The sequence below is a fragment of the Streptomyces sp. S4.7 genome, assembly GCF_010384365.1.
In the GTDB taxonomy this organism is placed as follows: Bacteria; Actinomycetota; Actinomycetes; order Streptomycetales; family Streptomycetaceae; genus Streptomyces.
In genome coordinates this window covers 1,997,035-2,015,359 of sequence record NZ_CP048397.1, presented here as the reverse complement: position 1 = coordinate 2,015,359, position 18,325 = coordinate 1,997,035, and the positions used below count along the sequence as shown (strand labels likewise).

General features: G+C 72.8%; 16 protein-coding genes and 1 riboswitch. Of the genes, 4 read left to right on the top strand and 12 right to left on the bottom strand.

The annotated features are described in order from the left end of the window. Positions 1-15 precede the first annotated feature (15 nt). Positions 16-729 carry an SCO2322 family protein gene (locus tag SSPS47_RS08875; protein WP_164250058.1) on the bottom strand — a complete coding sequence of 238 codons (714 nt, stop codon included), beginning with the start codon at positions 727-729 and terminating at the stop codon, positions 16-18. Then, on the bottom strand, positions 726-2,039 hold the full coding sequence (locus SSPS47_RS08870; protein ID WP_164250056.1) for a prenyltransferase/squalene oxidase repeat-containing protein: 1,314 nt from the start codon (positions 2,037-2,039) through the stop codon (positions 726-728). The genes SSPS47_RS08875 and SSPS47_RS08870 overlap by 4 nt, the downstream gene beginning before the upstream one ends. A gap of 142 nt (positions 2,040-2,181) precedes the next feature. Next, positions 2,182-2,254: riboswitch (cobalamin riboswitch) on the bottom strand. A 398-nt stretch (positions 2,255-2,652) separates the two neighbouring features. On the opposite strand from SSPS47_RS08870, the gene SSPS47_RS08865 reads away from it, so the two are divergent. The 3 genes from SSPS47_RS08865 to SSPS47_RS08855 all read left to right on the top strand — a co-directional run bounded on the left by SSPS47_RS08865 (position 2,653) and on the right by SSPS47_RS08855 (position 5,920). Beyond that, positions 2,653-3,972: a glycosyltransferase family 4 protein gene (locus SSPS47_RS08865; protein ID WP_164250054.1), complete on the top strand. Its 1,320-nt coding sequence runs from the start codon at positions 2,653-2,655 to the stop codon at positions 3,970-3,972. A gap of 122 nt (positions 3,973-4,094) precedes the next feature. Continuing rightward, positions 4,095-4,829 carry a class I SAM-dependent methyltransferase gene (locus tag SSPS47_RS08860; RefSeq protein WP_147872869.1) on the top strand — a complete coding sequence of 245 codons (735 nt, stop codon included), beginning with the start codon at positions 4,095-4,097 and terminating at the stop codon, positions 4,827-4,829. Continuing rightward, positions 4,826-5,920 (top strand): prenyltransferase, encoded by a 1,095-nt coding sequence (locus SSPS47_RS08855; RefSeq protein ID WP_164250052.1) that lies wholly within the window; start codon positions 4,826-4,828, stop codon positions 5,918-5,920. The genes SSPS47_RS08860 and SSPS47_RS08855 overlap by 4 nt, the downstream gene beginning before the upstream one ends. Positions 5,921-5,940: 20 nt before the next feature. On the opposite strand, the gene SSPS47_RS08850 is transcribed toward SSPS47_RS08855, so the two are convergent. The 5 genes from SSPS47_RS08850 to SSPS47_RS08830 form a co-directional block, all read right to left on the bottom strand. Continuing rightward, on the bottom strand, positions 5,941-6,234 hold the full coding sequence (locus tag SSPS47_RS08850) for a hypothetical protein (RefSeq protein ID WP_147872867.1): 294 nt from the start codon (positions 6,232-6,234) through the stop codon (positions 5,941-5,943). A gap of 124 nt (positions 6,235-6,358) precedes the next feature. Beyond that, positions 6,359-7,198 (bottom strand): hypothetical protein, encoded by an 840-nt coding sequence (locus SSPS47_RS08845; RefSeq protein ID WP_164250050.1) that lies wholly within the window; start codon positions 7,196-7,198, stop codon positions 6,359-6,361. 325 nt (positions 7,199-7,523) lie between these two features. Then, positions 7,524-8,498, bottom strand: coding sequence for an N-acetylmuramoyl-L-alanine amidase (locus SSPS47_RS08840; RefSeq protein ID WP_164250048.1), 975 nt, complete (start codon positions 8,496-8,498; stop codon positions 7,524-7,526). A 31-nt stretch (positions 8,499-8,529) separates the two neighbouring features. Beyond that, positions 8,530-9,213, bottom strand: coding sequence for a class I SAM-dependent methyltransferase (locus SSPS47_RS08835; protein WP_164250046.1), 684 nt, complete (start codon positions 9,211-9,213; stop codon positions 8,530-8,532). Positions 9,214-9,474: 261 nt separating this feature from the next. Continuing rightward, a complete protein-coding gene (locus SSPS47_RS08830) occupies positions 9,475-11,259 on the bottom strand; it encodes an MFS transporter (protein WP_164250044.1) in 1,785 nt (594 codons plus the stop codon). Positions 11,260-11,435: 176 nt separating this feature from the next. Here SSPS47_RS08830 and SSPS47_RS08825 point away from each other — a divergent pair, with 176 nt between their 5' ends. Next, entirely contained in the window at positions 11,436-12,920 is a 1,485-nt protein-coding gene (locus SSPS47_RS08825; RefSeq protein WP_164250042.1) for an MFS transporter, read from the top strand. A 49-nt stretch (positions 12,921-12,969) separates the two neighbouring features. Here the strand turns inward: SSPS47_RS08825 and SSPS47_RS08820 are convergent, their stop codons facing one another. The 5 genes from SSPS47_RS08820 to SSPS47_RS08800 form a co-directional block, all read right to left on the bottom strand. After that, the gene (locus tag SSPS47_RS08820; RefSeq protein WP_164250040.1) at positions 12,970-13,575 is read right to left on the bottom strand and encodes a response regulator transcription factor; all 606 of its coding nucleotides are present in this window, start codon (positions 13,573-13,575) and stop codon (positions 12,970-12,972) included. Then, positions 13,572-14,726: a sensor histidine kinase gene (locus SSPS47_RS08815; protein ID WP_239065233.1), complete on the bottom strand. Its 1,155-nt coding sequence runs from the start codon at positions 14,724-14,726 to the stop codon at positions 13,572-13,574. Before SSPS47_RS08815 ends, SSPS47_RS08820 begins: the two co-directional genes overlap by 4 nt. Before the next feature lie 101 nt (positions 14,727-14,827). Next, the gene (locus tag SSPS47_RS08810; RefSeq protein WP_147872859.1) at positions 14,828-15,553 is read right to left on the bottom strand and encodes an ABC transporter permease; all 726 of its coding nucleotides are present in this window, start codon (positions 15,551-15,553) and stop codon (positions 14,828-14,830) included. After that, the gene (locus SSPS47_RS08805) at positions 15,553-16,440 is read right to left on the bottom strand and encodes an ABC transporter ATP-binding protein (protein WP_164254456.1); all 888 of its coding nucleotides are present in this window, start codon (positions 16,438-16,440) and stop codon (positions 15,553-15,555) included. The genes SSPS47_RS08810 and SSPS47_RS08805 overlap by 1 nt, the downstream gene beginning before the upstream one ends. A 595-nt stretch (positions 16,441-17,035) precedes the next feature. Further along, positions 17,036-18,310, bottom strand: a complete 1,275-nt coding sequence (locus SSPS47_RS08800; protein ID WP_164250036.1) for a hypothetical protein — start codon at positions 18,308-18,310, stop codon at positions 17,036-17,038. Positions 18,311-18,325 lie beyond the last annotated feature (15 nt).

Sequence of the window (18,325 nt, the reverse complement as noted above, 5' to 3'; positions counted from 1 at the left end):
CCCGCCTCGGCCGGGTCAGCCGCGGCGACGGCGGGCCTGCCAGACCGCGGCCGTGGCCAGGGTGAGCACGGCCGCGGCTCCCGCGAGGATGCCGAGCGACGGGGTGCCGCCCTCCTCGTCCTCGTCGTCCCTGCTCAGGCCACCCGTGGCGCGCGAGGCGGTGGGGGCCGGGGAGGCGGCCCCGTCGTCCGAGATCTGTTCGCCGCAGCCCGACTTCGGGTAGCCGGTGATCGCGCAGAGCAGCGCGGCGCTGTTGTAGCGCAGCGGCTTCGCGACCGCCGCGAGCGCGTCCGCGCTCGTCGCGTCGGCGTCGACCCGCGCGCACTCTGCCAGCGGCGCCGGCGGCTTCTCGCCGTCCGGGGCGTCCGCCTCCGTGCCGGGGTCGACGACCACCGCGACCCGCTTGGCGCCGCTCTTCGCGGGGGTCGACCCGCAGACGGCCGTGAAGTCCGGTGTCTCGCGGGGCTTCGCCGCGTCCTGGCTGTCCGCGCTGACCGCGAAGCGGAAACCGTTCACCGCGCCGTCGGCGGGGCGCGCGAGGGCCGGTCCCTGTGTGGCGTACGTCCACCGCGCGCCGTCGCTCTCCCAGAACGACCAGTAGCGGTAGCCCGCCGCGTGGGCCGTCCCCGTGCCCGGCACCGTCAGCGCGCCGGTGAAGGCGAGCAGGACCGCGACGAGCGGGACGAGACGCCGGGCCCGTATCCGCACGCGTACCGGTGCCCGCCTCATGCCCGGCGCCGCTTCGCCCGCACCACGAACAGCGCGCAGACGACGAGCGCGAAGAACGCCCCGATGCCCATCGTCCACAGGTTCCCGGACATGCTGTGCTTCTCCGCCTTCTGCTCCGCCAGCACCTTCTGCTGCTCGGCGGTCGTCAGGGGCTTGGGCCCGATCCACTTGGGCGCCGGTCCCGTCGCGTTCAGGGCCTTCACCAGGTCGGTGCCGCCGAACTTGCGCGGGTCGGTGCCCGTCGTGTGCGCGGCGAAGATCAACTGGGCGTAGGCGGCGGGGCCGTTCTCCTTCGCCCACGCGGCCGAGTTCCTCTCCAGCCACTTCATCGGGGCCACCGCCTGCTTGCCGTACCCGGCGGTCGTCAGCGCGACGACGGCGTCCGCCGTGTTGCCGTGGTCCGGCAGCGGCGCCGAGTCGGCGGCGCCCGGCATGGGCGGCTGGTCCAGATGCCCCGTCTCGGCGAGCGCCTTCACCAGATACGACGCGCCGTTGCGCGCCGCGCGCTCCGGGGTGAGCGGGTGCAGGTCCTGACAGACGGGCCCGGGGCCGGGCTCGACGCCCGTCGTGACCATCCGCTTGCCGATACCGCCGAGCAGACCGGCGGCCGTGGCGTCGGCGTTGGGGAGCAGTTTGCCGGACTTGTCCGGCTGATACGCGAACGCGCCGCCGCCCTCCCGCGCGTCGCAGGGGATCGCGAAGCTGTTCAGCGCCTGGTACGGGGACCTGCCCTGCGTCGAGAGCCGTTTGTCCACCGGGGCCCCGCCGGCGGCCAGTGCTCCTATCACCAGGCCCGTGGAGTTGGCGTCACTGGGCGCGCCCGCGCTGTATCCCCAGCCGCCGTCCTTGTTCTGCACGGAGGCCAGCCAGCTCATGCCGTTGTTCATGGCGTCCGGGTAGGTGGTGAGCGCGGCCAGTATCTGTACGGCGGCGGCCGTGGAGTTGGTGTCGACGACGGTCGTCGCGTCGCACGGCTTCGTGGGGTCGGGGCGGTACGCCGGGAAGGCGCCGCTGTCGCACTGCTGGCCGAGGAGCCAGTTGACGGCGGAGTCGGCGGGCATGACGTTCACGGCGCGCTGCGCCAGCATGGCGAGCGACTGGCGCCAGACACCGTCGTACGTCGGGTCCGTCGTGCCGTACATCCCGTCGGGCAGCTCGGCAGGCGGCCCTGCGGGAACCCCTTCGTCGGCCGGAGAGGCCGGGGCGGCCGGGGCGGCGGAGGCCACGGCGGGGACGGCGGTCACGCACAGGACAGCGGCCGCGGCGAGCGCTGCTGCGCCGCGCGCCAGGTGGCGGCGAACGGTGGTCATGGCGGGTGCGGCCTCTCCTGCGTGAACGCGTGAACGCGGGAACCGGGCAGGCACGCTGAGGCACCAGGCTCGGCTCCGTATGCCTCGACGGTGCCGGCCACCGGGGGTTTCCGGTGGCGCGAGCCGGTCACGTCCGCGTCCGGGGTGTTCCGACTCACCGCCGGTGAGGGCGGCTCACGGTTGCGGGTCAGTGCCGGATTCGCACCGGCTTCCCCCCGTACGGGCATGATGACGACGCGCTCACTCTACCGGCCCCTTTTCGGCCGCCCCGGCCGCCGCCGCCCGCGCCGGTGCCGGACAGGGCCGCCGGAGGCACGCGCCCGCCGGGCCGGACCGGTCCCCGATCGCCGGACGGACCCGCGCCGGCCCCGTCCCGCGATCGTGGACACCCCTCGCCTGACGCCCCGTCATCGATCATGCCCACCCGCTCACTCCGGCCGCGCCGCACGGGCCCGCCGTGGTGCGAATCACCCGGGGCCGCCCCTCTGCGGGGCGCTACCTGCCGGTAGATTCGAGGCTCCCCGTGTCCTCCCGTCCCCCGGACGGGAACTTGTTCCGGATTGACGCGAGCGTTACGCTCCGCCGAAAGTGAAGTGAGAAGTGAGGGCCGAGAGTGACCGCTGAGGCCGTAGAGGCGGGTACCCCCGCAGGGCCCGCAGGCACCTTCGCGGCGGCGGACCGGCCGCTGCGGATCGCCCTCCTCACCTACAAGGGCAACCCCTACTGCGGCGGCCAGGGCGTCTACGTACGGCACCTCTCACGCGAGCTGGCCCGTCTCGGCCACAGCGTCGAGGTCATCGGCGCCCAGCCCTACCCCGTACTCGACGAGGGCGTCCCGCTCACCGAGCTCGGCAGTCTCGACCTCTACCGGCAGCCCGACCCGTTCCGGACGCCGAAGCGCGGCGAGTACCGCGACTGGATCGACGCACTCGAAGTCGCCACCATGTGGACCGGCGGCTTCCCCGAACCGCTGACCTTCTCACTGCGCGCCCGCCGCCATCTGGCCGCCCGCCGGGGCGAGTTCGACGTCGTCCACGACAACCAGACCCTCGGCTACGGGCTCCTCGGCGATCTCGGCGCCCCCCTCGTCACCACCATCCACCACCCCATCACCGTCGACCGGCGGCTGGAGATCGACGCCGCCGACGGGCGGCGCGCCCGCGCCTCCGTACGTCGCTGGTACGGCTTCACCCGCATGCAGAAGCGCGTCGCGCGCCGGCTGCCCGCCGTGGTCACCGTCTCCGGCAGTTCGAAGCAGGAGATCACCGACCACCTCGGAGTGCGGCCCGAGCGCATCCGGGTCGTCCCGATCGGCGCCGACACGCGCCTGTTCTCACCGGACCCCGCCGTCCCCGAGATCCCGGGCCGGATCGTCACCACCTCCAGCGCCGACGTGCCGCTGAAGGGGCTCATACATCTGGTGGAGGCGCTGGCCAAGGTCCGGACGTCGACTCCCTCGGCGCATCTCGTCGTCGTCGGCAAGCGCGCCGAGGACGGCCCCGTCTACCGGGCCATCGAGCGGTACGGGCTCGGCGACGCCGTCCGGTTCGTCAAGGGCATCTCCGACGCCGAACTGGTCGACCTCGTGCGCGGCGCGCAGATCGCGTGCGTGCCGTCCCTGTACGAGGGGTTCTCGCTGCCCGCCGCCGAGGCCATGGCCACCGGCACCCCGCTGGTCGCCACCACCGGCGGCGCGATCCCCGAGGTCGCGGGGGCCGACGGCGAGAGCGCTCTGGCCGTACCGCCCGGCGACGCGGACGCCCTGGCCGCCGCGCTCAACAGACTCCTCGGCGACCGGGAGTTGCGCGAGCGGCTCGGCGCCGCGGGGCGCGAGCGGGTGCTGCGCCGGTTCACCTGGGCGCGCGCCGCCGAGGGCACCGTCGAGCTGTACCGCGCGGCCGTCGCCGCCCATGCGAGGGCGGCCCGCCGATGAGGCCGTGTGCCCCGCGCCCGTCGTGTCTGTCCTCCCCGGCCCTGTGACCGGCGTTCCGCCCACCCCCGATCCTTGATCTCGCCAACCCGCCCTCCCCATCCCGACCGCGAAAGCAGGAACTCGTGCTGACCGTGGACTTCTCCCGTTTCCCGCTCGCCGCCGGCGACCGGGTGCTCGATCTGGGGTGCGGCGCGGGCCGGCACGCCTTCGAGTGCTACCGGCGCGGCGCCCAGGTCGTGGCCCTCGACCGGAACGGTGCGGAGATCCGCGAGGTCGCCACCTGGTTCGCCGCGATGAAGGAGGCCGGCGAGGCGCCACCCGGTGCCACCGCCACCGCGATGGAGGGCGACGCGCTGAACCTCCCCTTCCCCGACGAGTCCTTCGACGTCGTGATCATCTCCGAGGTCATGGAGCACATCCCCGACGACAAGGGCGTACTCGCCGAGATGGTCCGCGTCCTGCGGCCCGGCGGCCGGATCGCCGTGACCGTGCCCCGCTACGGCCCCGAGAAGGTCTGCTGGACGCTGTCCGACGCGTACCACGAGGTCGAGGGCGGCCACATCCGTATCTACAGGGCCGACGAACTCCTCGACCGGATACGGGAGGCCGGACTCCGGCCCTACGGCACCCACCACGCGCACGCCCTGCACTCGCCGTACTGGTGGCTCAAGTGCGCCTTCGGCGTGGACAACGACCGGGCGCTGCCCGTCCGCGCGTACCACAAGCTCCTCGTCTGGGACATCATGAAGAAGCCCTTCGCGACGCGCTTCGCCGAGCAACTGCTCAACCCGGTCGTCGGCAAGAGCTTCGTCGCCTACGCCACCAAGCCGCACCTGCCGACGGCGGAGGGCAAGTGACCTTGCCCGGTCGCGGCCCCGACCGCACCGAACACCTCGTCCTGCCCGGTGTCCTGACGGCCGATCAGGCCGACGAGACCGTCGCCGCCATCCTCGCCGTCCAGCGCCCCGACGGTGCCATCCCCTGGTTCCGCGGCCACCACCTCGATCCCTGGGACCACACCGAGGCCGCCATGGCGCTCGACGCGTCGGGTGAACACGAGGCGGCGGCGCGGGCGTACGCGTGGCTGGCCCGGCACCAGAACGAGGACGGGTCCTGGTACGCCGCCTACGACGACGGCGAGGCCACCCGGCCGACCGATCTCAGCCGCGAGACCAACTTCTGCGCCTATCCCGCGGTCGGCGTCTGGCACCACTACCTGGCCACCGGCGACGAGGTCTTCCTCGACCGGATGTGGCCCGTCGTCCGCTCGGCCATCGGGTTCGTCCTGGAACTCCAGCGGCCCGGCGGGCAGATCGGCTGGAAGCGCGAGGCCGACGGCACACCCGTCGACGACGCGCTGCTGACCGGCAGTTCGTCCGTGCACCAGGCGCTGCGCTGCGCGCTCGCCATCGCCGAGGAACGTGAGGAGCCGCAGCCCGACTGGGAGCTGGCGGCCGGGTCACTCGCCCACGCGATCCGTGAGCACCCCGAGCGGTTCCTCGACAAGAGCCGCTACTCGATGGACTGGTACTACCCGGTCCTCGGCGGGGCGATGACCGGACCGCGGGCGAAGGACCGGATCGAGGAGGGCTGGGACCGCTTCGTCGTCCCCGGACTGGGGGTGCGCTGTGTGCTGCCCAACCCGTGGGTGACCGGCGGCGAGAGCTGCGAACTCGCTCTGGCGCTGTGGGTGGTGGGCGAGTCGGACCGGGCGCTGGACGTACTCCAGTCCATCGGGCATCTGCGCGCGGACGGCGGCATGTACTGGACGGGCTATGTCTTCGAGGGTGAGAAGGCCGTCTGGCCCGAGGAGTTGACGAGCTGGACGGCAGCCTCACTGCTGCTGGCCGTGGCCGCTCTCGGGGGGGACGAGGCGACCACGGCGGTCTTCAGCGGTGAGAGGCTGCCGTCCGGGCTTGAGCCGGACTGCTGTGAACGGGTCGGCTGAGCAAGGTTACTGACTGCCCGTCAGACCCGGCGGATCCGGCTGGCCAGCGCGTGGCCGATAAACAGGTAGACCACGGCCGCGAGACCGTAGCCGCACACCACTCGCGCCCATGCCTCGTCGAAGGTGAACAGGTCGTAGGACCAGCCGGCGAGCCAGCGCGCCGCGTCCTGGACGAAGTTCACCAGGTCGTTGGCGCGGTTGGCATCCAGCAGGTACATCAGAATCCAGAGGCCCAAGATGAAGGCCATGACATCCGCGATCACTACGAGGATCGTGGCTGCTGCGCTGCTTCCACTGCGTTGACGTGTGGCCATGACGTCCGTGTTGCCGCTCCCGGACGGCCGAAACCCCCCACCTTGCCGGCATGCCGTGTCCGGTCGACGCCGACGGCCCCCGCCCGGGGAGGGCGGGGGCCGTCGGACGGTGCTGTCGCGCGGCTCAGCCGCGCTGGATGCCGGTCGTGTCCTGAAGCAGACCGCGGCGGCCGTCCTGCGTCTGGGCGATCAGGCCCGGACCGCGCTGCTCGACGGCCAAGTACCACGTACCCGGAGCGAGTTCGGCGATCGGGGACGGCGAGCCGTCCTCGCCGTACAGGGGACGGGCCACCGGCACGGCGAACCAGAACGGTTCGAAGTTGCCACCGGACGAGCCGTCCTGCTTCGGACCCGGCGCCGCCGGCTGCCCGCCCTGCGAGGGCTGACCCGGACCCGGCTGGCCCGGCTGGGCACCGCCGTACGCCGGCTGGGGCTGACCCGGCTGGCCGCCGTACGGCTGCTGCTGGGCGCCCGGGTAGCCGTAACCCTGGCCGGGGTGGCCCGGCTGGCCGTACGGCGAGGCGACCTGCGGCTTCGGGGCGCCGACGAGGGGCGCCTTGAGGGCGGGAACGAGCGGGGTGGCGAGGGCGCCCGCGGCGAGCACGATGGTGGAGAGCAGGCCGAGGATCAGGCCGGCGCCCGCGTTGTTCGCGTCGATGATGGTCCAGAACGCGGTCCACAGCGCGAAGACGGTCAGGGCGACACCGAACTGGCCGAGGTCGAGACCTGCCACCTTGCGGCCCGGCATGCCCCGACCGACGACGATGAGCGCGGCGCCGATGATGCCGGCGATGTAGATGCTCATCACAAGACCGAGCGAGTCCCAGGCGTTCGAGCTGTAGCTCGAGCAGTCGACGCCCTGCGGGCAGTCGATGCCGACGAGGTCGAGGAACGAGGCGATGAACAGCACCACCGCTGCTCCGATCACCACGCCATCGCCTCGTGTGAGGGAGCGGATGTTCACGTTGAAAAGTCCTTCGTAGGTCGTCTCGTCGGGGCGGTCGCCACCGTCGCAGGGGCGACGGCGAGGGGTGCGAAGCTCGGGGGCGGCTCCCTATCGTACGGATAAATCTATCCTCTGCCCGAGCGGGGCGTCTCCTCGGTTCCGGGCCACCTGGGAAGAGGACCACGGCAGGCCCTCCAACGGTTGCGGGAGTGCGCGAAGAAGAATGGATCGCGGTCTTTTCGTTGTGAATCCGTTGCCATTTGACGGCTGTTCGGACGCCTTCCCCCGCGTTTTCGCGCGCCGTTCCCCGTGTTCGGCTATCGGCCGGGGGTTACGGGTGTGGCTATCGCTTCAGGAAGCCGCTGATCCCGTCCGCCATTCCCTGTGCCGCCTTCTGCCGCCAGTCGGCGCTCGTCAGCAGGGCGATGTCCTTCGAGTCACGCATGTTGCCGCACTCGATGAAGACCTTGGGCACGGTCGAGAGATTCAGCCCGCCGAGGTCGTCACGCACATCAAGTCCCGTACCCCCGCCGAGATAATTGGACGGTGCGCTTCCGGTCGTGCGTACGAAATTGCCCGCGACGCGTTCGCCGAGATCGCGCGAGGGGGCCACGATCTTCGAGGTGTCGGCCCCGCCCGACTTCACCAGTGCGGGAAGGATGACATGGAAGCCGCGGTTGCCCGCGGCCGAGCCGTCCGCGTGGATGGAGATGACCGCGTCCGCACCGGCCTTGTTACCGATTTCCGCGCGCTCGTCCACGCACGGTCCCCACGCCCGGTCGTTCTCGTGTGTGAGTTTCACCGTCGCCCCCTCTTTACGGAGGAGAGTGCGGAGGCGCTGTGAAACATCGGCGGTGAATTCGGCTTCCGTGTAACCGGAGTTGCCCGAGGTGCCCGTGGTGTCGCATTCCTTGCGATTGGTTCCGATGTCCACGAGTCTGTTGATCTCGGCCGTGTGCTTGAAGTTGCCGGGATTGTGCCCCGGGTCGATGACGACGGTCCGGCCCGCGAGCGGCCCGTCACCGGGAGCCGGCCGCGCGTCCCCCGGAGCGGCGTCGCCGCCGGACGCGGGCTTCGACGGCGACCGCGTGCCGGACGGCCCCGGTCCGGACGAACCCGGCGAGGGGTCGGCCGAGGCGGACGCGCTGGAGCCCTGGGCGGGGAGGCCGGCGGGGCCCCCGTCGTCGGACCCGCCGGTGGCCTGCCAGATCAGCCAGCCGGCGAAGGCGCCCGGCACCAGGGCCGCGGCGGCGATGACGAGCGTGAGCCGTGAGAGGGGGCGGCGGCGGGCGGGGGGGTGGCTTTCGTCGTACGACACCCGGCGATGCTAGTGCGTGAAGGACGGAGCGTCAGGTTCCCGCCCCGGTACGTCGCAGGACACGCAGAGACTCGTGCGCCGAGACCTCGGCGAACGCGCCGGACGCCAGCGCGCGCCGCCACACCCGGTACGGGGCCTGGCCACCGTCCGCCGGGTCGGGGAACACGTCGTGCACGACCAGCAGCCCGCCCACGGCGAGATGCGGCGCCCAGCCCTCGTAGTCACCGTTCGCGTGCTCGTCGGTGTGGCCGCCGTCGATGAACACCAGGCCGAGCGGACCGCCCCAGACGGCGGCCACCTGCGGGGAGCGGCCGACGACCGCCACGACATGGTCCTCCAGGCCGGCCGCGTGGAGCGTACGGCGGAAGGACGGCAGCGTGTCCATACGGCCGACCTCGGGGTCGACGACCGACGGGTCGTGGTACTCCCAGCCGGGCTGCTGCTCCTCGCTGCCGCGGTGGTGGTCGACGGTCAGCGCCGTGACACCGGCGGCGCGGGCCGCGTCGGCGAGCAGGATGGTGGACCGGCCGCAGTAGGTGCCGACCTCGAGCAACGGCAGCCCCAGGGCGGCGGCTTCGACGGCGGCGGTGTACAAAGCCAGGCCCTCACCGGTCGGCATGAAGCCCTTGGCGCGCTCGAAGGCGTCCAGCACCTCGGGGGAGGGGGTGGGGGCGGCGGCCGGGTTCGGTTCGTGCGGGGCGGTCCCGGCGGTCATCGGTTCCTCCTGAGCGGGTGTGCGGTGCGGTCGCCCATGGTGCCGTACGCCGCCCCGCACACGGACACGCCCTAGGTCGTGTCCGGAATGTCCCGCCCGGCCCGTGGCGCCCGGCACGGTGTAGCCCCCGAGGGGGCACGGGAGGTGCCCCCTGCGTTGTCGGAGTCTGCCGAGTACGGCCGGTCCATCCACCACACCGGTCCTCCGCCTTGCGATGCACCGCGCCTGCCGCCGCGGGCCCCGCCCCGCGGGCGGACGGCGCTACATTCCGGACACGCCCTGAGACCGGAGCGCCGCCCTGGGCGCCAGCACCAGGTCGACGTCCACCGACAGCGCCCCGCCGAGGCAGGCCGCCGGGTGGGCGTACGGCGCGTAGCCCGTGGCCGAGCCCGCCAGGACGTACTCACCGGCGCAGGGCGCCGCGAGCGCGTACCGGCCCTCGTCGTCCGCCGTGGTGAGACCGGCCTGCCGGCCGCGGGGGTCGATGAGCGTGACGTTCGCCCGCGGGACGGGAACGCCGTCGGCGTCCAGCACCCGGCCGCGGAAGCCCCGGACGCCGGGCGGCGCGGGGGCGTCGTCCTCGCTGCTGGCCAGCAACTCCGTCCGGGGCGAGGTGCGGTGGGCAGGCAGGAACGCCGCCAGCGCCAGACCGCCGAGCACGGCGGCCGTGGCGATCACGAACGAGATGCGGAAGCCGTGCAGGCTGGGGACCGCCGTGGGGCCCGTACCGATCGCCGTACGTGCGAGCACCATGCCGATGACGGCGCTGGAGACCGACGTACCGATCGAACGGGCCAGTGTGTTGAGCCCGTTGGCGGCGCCCGTCTCCTTCGGGTCGACGGCCCCCACGATCAGGGCGGGCAGCGAGGAGTACGCCAGCCCGATACCCGCGCCGAGGACCACCGAGATGACGACGGTCTGCCAGGCGGCGCTCATCATGACCAGCCCCGCGCCGTAACCGACCGCGATGACCGCCATGCCGATCATCAGCGAGACCTTGGGGCCCCGCCGCGCGGATATCCGGGCGTAGACCGGGGCCACGAACATCATCGTCAGACCCAGCGGCGCGACGCACAGGCCCGCGACGACCATGGACTGGCCGAGGCCGTAACCCGTCGACGTGGGGAGCTGAAGAAGCTGCGGGAGGATCAGCGACACCGCGTAGAACGCGACGCCGACCATCACCGACACGAGGTTGGTCAGCAGCACCTCGCGGCGCGCGCTCGTACGGAGGTCGACCAGCGGGGCCCGCAGACGCAGCTCCATGGAACCCCACAGTCCGAGGACCACGACGGCCACGCCGAACAGACCGAGCGTCGTGGACGACGTCCAGCCCCAGGCGCTGCCCTTGGTGATCGGCAGCAGCAGGGCGACGAGGCCCACGGAGAGCCCGAGCGCGCCGAACCAGTCGAACCGGCCGCCCGCCCGTACCGAACTCTCCGGCACCACCAGGACCGTCAGCACCATCGACAGCACGCCGAGCCCGGCGGCGCCGAAGAACAGGGTGTGCCAGTCGGCGTGCTGCGCGACCAGCGCGGCGCCGGGCAGGGCGAGCCCGCCGCCGACCCCGATCGACGAGCTCATCAGGGCCATCGCCGAGCCGAGCTTCTCCCGGGGCAGCTCGTCACGCATGATCCCGATGCCCAGGGGGATCGCGCCCATCGCGAAGCCCTGGAGGGCGCGGCCGGCGATCATCACCGTCAGATCGTCGGTGAACGCGCAGATCAGCGAGCCGACGACCATGACCGCGAGGCTCGCGAGCAGCATCCGGCGCTTGCCGTACAGATCGCCGAGCCGCCCCATGATCGGGGTGGACACCGCACCCGCGAGGAGCGTCGCCGTGATGACCCATGTCGCGTTGTCGGGCGACGTACGGAGCAGCGACGGCAGGTCCTTGATGATCGGGACGAGCAGGGTCTGCATGACGGCGACGGTGATGCCGGCGAACGCGAGTACCGGTACGACGCCGCCGGTGCCCCGCTTGCGCGCAACGGCCCCGGGGACGGGGCCGGGTCCGGCGTACTGGTCGGGCGTCGCTTGCGGCATAGGTGAAGCCTCCGGGCAGGGGAAGAGTGGGCGGGGCGGCCGGGTGGACGGAAGCTCAACGCTTCCGGGGGCCCGGGTATTCCGCGGGGACGACCGGACTTAGGCCGCGGGCCCGGTGTCGCGTACATCGATATCCCGATGTACGGGGCAGGGGAGGGGCTGCGACCATGACGGCCATGGCCCAAGTCCCGGCAGTCCCCGAAACCGATAACGGCCGCGAGCCCGAAGGCGGGCCCGGCTCCGGGCCCGGTCGCGCGTCCGGCTCCGAGAGTCCCGCCGCGCGGTCGACCCGTACCTGGGCCGTCATCGCCGCCGCGTGCGCCGGGCAGTTCCTCGTCGTCCTCGACGTCTCGGTGGTCAACGTCGCCCTGCCGTCGATGCGCACCGACCTCGGCCTCAGCACCATCGGTCTCCAGTGGGTCCTCAACGCCTACTCGATCGCGTTCGCCGGTTTCATGCTCCTCGGCGGCCGGGCCGCCGACATCTTCGGCCGCAAACGGATGTTCCTCGCCGGGCTCGGTGTCTTCACCGCCGCGTCCCTGGCAGGCGGTCTCGCGCAGGAGGGCTGGCAACTGCTCGCCGCCCGTGGTGTGCAGGGTCTCGGCGCCGCCGTGCTGGCCCCCGCGACGCTCACCATCCTGACCGCCGCCGTCCCCGCCGGACCGGCGCGGACGAGGGCCATAGCCACGTGGGCCGCGGTCGGCGCGGGCGGGGGCGCGGCGGGCGGGCTCGTCGGCGGTGTCCTGACCGATGCGCTGTCCTGGCGCTGGGTGCTGCTGATCAACGTGCCCGCCGGGGCGCTGGTCCTGGCCGCCGCCGTGCTGTGGCTGACGGAGAGCCGGGCGAAGGAGGCGCGGCGCCGGCTGGACCTGCCCGGCGCCGTCCTGGTCACCGGCGGTCTCGCCGTCGTCGCGTACGGCATCGTGCAGACCGAGCGGGCGGGCTGGACGGCCGCGGCCACGCTCGTGCCGCTCCTCGGCGGGCTGCTGCTGCTCGCGGCCTTCCTGGTGGTGGAGGCGCGCACGGAACAGCCGCTGATGCCACTGAGACTCTTCCGGGTCCGGGCGGTCTCGGCGGCCAACGCGGGGATGGTGGTCACCGGTTCGGCGTCGTTCGGCATGTGGTTCTTCATGACGGTCTACGCCCAGAACGTCCTCGGCTACACGCCCCTCGAAGCGGGCCTCGCGCTCATACCGAGTTCGCTGAGCGTCGTACTCGGCTCCAAGCTGGCGCCCCTGCTGATGCGGCGCGTCGGGGCCCGCCACGTCGCGGTCCTCGGCGCGCTCGTCGGGTCCGCCGGATTCGGCTGGCAGTCGATGATGACCGCCGACGGCACCTTCCTGAGGACGATCCTGGGACCCGGCATCCTGATGATGGCCGGCGCCGGACTGGCCATGACACCGCTGGCCGCCCTCGCGACGGCGAGCGCGGCACCCGGCGAGGCCGGTCTCGTCTCCGGCCTCGTGAACACCTCGCGGACCATGGGCGGGGCCATCGGCCTCGCGGTCCTCTCCACGGTCGCGGCGGCCCGTACGTCCCACGGGACGGGGCCGGTGGCGCTCACCGAGGGGTACGCGCTGGCGTTCAGGACCGGGGCGGGGCTGCTGTTCGTGGCGGCCGTGCTGATGTTCTTCTGGCTGCCGCGCCAGTCGGACACATGACGACCGGCATGACGGGGGGCACGTGACCCGCGCCGCGTGCGCCGGTCCCTCAGAGCCAGCCCTGCTGCCGGGCGGCCCGCACGGCCTCCATGCGGTTACGGGTGCGGGTCTTGCCGATCGCCGACGAGAGGTAGTTCCGCACGGTCGACTCGGACAGATTCAGCTTCGCCGCGATGTCCGCGACGGTCGCCCCGTCCACGGAGGCGTTCAGCGCGTCGCGCTCACGGGCGGTCAGCGGACTCGGACCCGCGCTCAGTGCGGCCGCGGCCAGCACCGGATCGACCACGCTCTCCCCGCCGAGCACCCGCCGGATCGCCTCGGCCAGCTCCTCCACCGGCCCGTCCTTGACCAGGAAACCCGCGGCCCCCGCCTCCATGGCCCGGCGCAGATAGCCGGGCCTGCCGAAGGTGGTGAGGATCAGCACCCGGCAGTCGGGGACCTCCTCGCGCAGTTCGGTGGCGGCGTCGAGACCGCTGCGGCCGGGGAGTTCGATGTCGAGCAGCGCGACGTCGGGGCGTGCCGTGAGGGCGGTGGGGACGATGGCGTCCCCGGTGGACACCTGGGCGACCACCTCCATGTCCCTCTCCATACCGAGGAGCAGCGCGAGGGCGCCGCGCATCATGCCCTGGTCCTCGGCGAGAAGGACTCTGATCATTCCGGTCGCTCCGATTTCGTCGGTGAATCCGTTCCCGTGGGCCGCGCGTCCGCCGTGGGGTCGACCGGGAGTACGGCGGTCACCCGGAAGCCGCGCCCCGCCGGACCACCCGGACCCGCTTCGAGCGAACCGCCCGCCACGGCCAGCCGCTCGGTGAGACCCGTCAGGCCCGTACCTTGGTAACCGGTTCCCGTACCCGTGTCCGCGCCCATGTCGTCGGCAGGTCCAGAGCGTACGCCGCGACCGTTGTCCGCGATCACCAGCCGGACCTGTTCCGGCGCGCCGTCCACCGTGATCTCGCAGCGGGTCGCCCCGCTGTGCCGTACGGCGTTGGTGACGGCCTCCCGTACGACCCAGCCGAGCAGCGCCTCCGTACGAGGTCCCGGCGGCGGTCCCGACCGCCTTACGACCGGCTCGATCCCGGCGGCCGTCAGCGCGGAGCGCGCCCGGTCCAGTTCGGTCGTCAGGCCGGCGTCGCGGTAGCCGGTGACGGCCTCGCGGATCTCGGTCAGCGCCTGCCGGCCGACGGACTCGATGTCGCTGATCTGCGCCAGTGCGGCGGCCATGTCGCGCGGCGCGAGCCTGCGAGCGGCCTCGGACTTCACCACGATCACGGACAGGGTGTGGCCGAGCAGGTCGTGCAGATCGCGCGAGAAGCGCAGCCGCTCCTCCTCGACCGCCGCACGCGCCAGCTCCTGCCGGGTCGAGCGCAGCTCCACCACCGTCTCGGACAGGGCCAGGATCGCCGCGGTGACCAGCATCGAGATGACCGTGCCGTACGCGATGGTGACCGCGCCCCAGCCGTCGTGGAAGGCCGCGACGGCCGCGACCGTGACCGCCAGCGGCGCGCCGACCAGGGCGAGGTACCGGCCGCGCAGCACGATGCCGCAGGCGAGCCCGAACAGCGGGAAGAACAGCAGCCAGCTGCCGCCGTAGGCACCGCCGAGGCCGAACGTCGTCACGGCCATCCCGGCCAGCGCGAACCAGGTGCCCCCGCTGTGCCGTGCCGACGGGTGGAAGGCACGGAAAACCACGTTGATGTAGAGGGAGTTGAAGACCAGCAGCCCGATGGCGTTGAACCAGGGGTTGGGGGTCTCGCCCCGGGTGAGGTTGGAGAAGGAACCGAGGCCCAGCAGGAGCCACGGCAGCATGGCGAAGCCCGCGGTCGACCCCGGCCTGAGCCCGCGCCGGGCCTTCGGCTCCCGCCGTTGTGTCCTCACCTGCTCGCGCCGGGTCTCCGTCGCCACGTCGGTCATGCCGTCCTCGCGGACTTGCGGTAGGACATGACAGCGTACGAACCGAAGACCGCCAGCCAGCCGAGGAGTACCGCGACCGCCGTGATGCCGGGGGCGTGGCCGGCGGTCGTGGCCCAGCCGAGTTCGGCGAATCCGTGGGCGGGCGAGTACTCGGCGACGCTCCGCAGCCAGCCCGGGAACGCCTCGATCGGGAACCAGAGCCCGCCGAGCACGGCCAGACCCATCAGGGCGCCCACGTTGACCACTCCCGCGGTCTGCGCGGAGAGCCGGTAGCCGTTGCCGATCCCGAACAGCGTGAACGGCAGCGTGCCCACCCACAGCAGCAGGACCAGCACGGCCCACTGCCACGCGTGGAGCCGTACCCCGTTGGACAAGGCGCCGGCCGTGAGGACCGCCAGGATCGCGGGCAGGACGGTCACCGAGCTGGTGACCGCGCGGCCGAGTACGACCTGACGGGGCCGCATGGGGGTGATGCGCAACTGGCGCAGCCAGCCGAGCGAGCGGTCCTCGGCGATGCCCGTACCGACGCCGACGGCGGCGCCGAGCGCACCGTAGGCGGCCATGCCGACCATCGCGGTCGTCTTCCAGCCGTCGGCGCCGTCGTCGGCGGGGCCGAGGTTGGTGAACAGCAGATACATCAGCACGGGCATCCCGGCGCCGAAGATCACGAATCCCGGGTCGCGCAGGGTGCGTCGTACTTCGAGCCGGACGTAGGCGAACATCACACCGTCTCCTTCGTCTTCCCGGTACCGGTGAGCGTGAGGAAGGCGTCCTCCAGCGTGGCGTGGGCGACCTCCAGGCCCTTGATCCGGCCGAGGCCGGCCAGCGCCACCACGGTCGCGTCGGAGTCGTCCGTACGCAGCCGGGCCCGGTCGCCCCGTATCTCCACCGAGACGACACCCGGCAGCGTGCCGAGCCCCTCCGTGCCGCGCCCCGCGAGGTCGAAGGCGACGAGATGGCCGCCGACCGCGCGCTTGATGCTCCCGCCGCTGCCGTCGGCGACGATGCGGCCGTGGTCGATGACCACGATCCGGTCGGCGTTGTCGTCGGCCTCCTCCATGTAGTGCGTGGAGAACAGGACGGTGTTGCCCCGGCGGGCGTAGGCGCGCATCGACGTCCAGAACGCGCGTCTGGCCTCCACGTCCAGGGCCGCCGTCGGCTCGTCGAGGACGACCAGCTCGGGGCTGCCGGCGAGGGCGATCGCGAAGCGGACGCGCTGCCACTGGCCGCCGGAGAGCTTGTCGACGCGGCGCCCGGCGAGTTCGGTGAGCCCGGCGAGGTCCAGGGCGTCGGCCAGGGGCAGCGGGCGCGGGTAGGTGCTCGCGACGAACGACACGAGTTCGCGCACCGTCGTACGGCGGACCGGCCTGCCCTCCTGGAGCATGGCGCCGACCCGCCCCGAGGTCACCGCGCGCTCGGGGGTCTCACCGAAGAGCCGGACGCGGCCGGCGTCGGGCTCGTCGAGGCCGAGCAGCAGGCTGATGGTGGTGGACTTGCCCGCGCCGTTGCGTCCGAGGAGGGCGATGGTCTCGCCGCGTGCGATGTCCAGATCGACGCCGTCCACCGCGCGTACGGCGCCGAAGGACTTGACGGCTCCCTCGACGCGCACGGCGGACGGGGCGGGTGCGGTTGCGGTTGCGCGGTGCGTCTCGGGCGTCGCCGTTGCCGGTGCCGGTGCCGTCGCCGCGGCCGTTGGTCGTCTCATGCCGACGAGGCTACGGAAAGCGGGCGGGCCCCGGCAGATGCGCATGTACGGACTCGGCCGGGACAAATGTCCCGCCCTCACACGGTGTTCGCCCGGCGGTGCTGCCTTGCGCGGGTTTCGCCCCGGACACCGGGCGGACCCGGGCGGACCCGGGCGGACCCGGGCGGACCCGGGCGGACCCGAAGTCCGTCCGGGTCCGCCCGGTGAGGGAGAACGGCACTCAGACCGTCTCGACGCCCTCCCCGGGACGGCGGTGGCGCCCGTGGGCCGACGACTGCGAGTCGTCGGTCGCGGGGGCCCGGCCCGGTGTTTTCCGTGGCCCGTTCCGTCCCGGTCGCCGGCCGCCTGGTGCGGACGGTCCTGGGCCGTGTCTGTTCGGCTTTCAGACATGTGGGAAGTCACCCCGTTAAATCGCTGCATCGCTGCTGCCACTGCTGGCACACGGGGCCGTCCGTCCCCGTACCGACCGACCGGACCCGCGGCAAAACACTAACCAGCCCTATCCGGCGGCCGTACGCCCGGTGAGGGGTGCCTGCTGCAACGGAACCGGCTTGTGGACGAGACGAGTTGGCCGGGGCGCGGACCCATTCCCACCTGCGGCTTCCGCTTGTGCGGGTTCTGTGGCCGATTCCGGCCGCATATCCGGCGGGGCGCCGTGCCAAGTGTCCGTCGGCTCGGCCCGGGGAACGTCGCCGGGTACCTCCAGCCGTGCCAGGCCGCACGGCATCGTGCCGGTCGCGTACGGCAGTTGGAGCACCCCGTCCCGCGACCACAGCCCCGCCCCGGCCAACCAGCCCTCGGGGGCGGACTGTTGGTGGAGCCGTCGGTCCGACGGCCGCCAGGTCCCCACCCATGTACCGGCCGGCCCGTCGATCCGCAGCGCGACCGCGCAGCTCTCCGGCATCAGCGTCTGCCCCGGCTGGGCGGCGAACGGTGTGACGACGCGGCCGGCCGGCCGCAGGCACTCCGGGAAGCGCACCGGCCGAGCGCTGCCCAGCACGCCCCAGCCGAGGAGGTCCTGGCCCGGCGCGTCCGAGCGGATCAGCAGCAGACCGCTGTCGGCGTCGGCCAGCAGCAGCCGGTCGTTGCTGCCCTCCGCGATCTGGAGCAGCGGGCTCACCTCGCCGCCGCGTTGGAGATCGACGGCGACCGCCTTGACCACACCGTCCAGTTCACGGTCGACGGAGAGCAGCCGCCCCGTACGGTCGAGCCAGACGCCGCCCGTGCAGCGTCCGCGCACGGTCGCGACCGGTTCCGGGCCGAAGGCACCGCCCGCCACCAGCCAGACGGTCGTGCCGTGTGCGCCGGGCGCCAGCGCGTAGGCGCTCGTGCCGTCGGGCGACGGCGGCAGCAGCGTCAGCTCCGGGCACCCGACCGCGCCGAGCGGCAGCTCACCCGTCCCCGGCCCGGTCGGGTAGAGCAGCGAGAACCCCTGCCGGCCCGCCACCCGCCGGTGGATCAGCACCCGGCCGTCGGCCAGCGGCAGCACATCGGCGTCGGGCTCCTCGGGCTGGTCGAGGGGGAGCGGTACGGCGTACGGCTCCGGTCCGTCGAGCGTCCACCGCTCCGGGAACCACGCGGCGCCCGCGCCGTCTCTTCGCTCCTGAGTCCCCTCCCGCTCCCGTGCTTCCGGGGAAGGGGAGCCTGCTCCGCCGTCCGTACCGAGGGTCAGCCGCGCCGCGTACGAACCGTCCGACGCGATCGCGAGTCCAGCGCGCCGGACGGCCCCGTCCGGCGCGACGTTATCCACGCTCTCAATGACACAGGCTGTCATCGATCCGTCACCTCC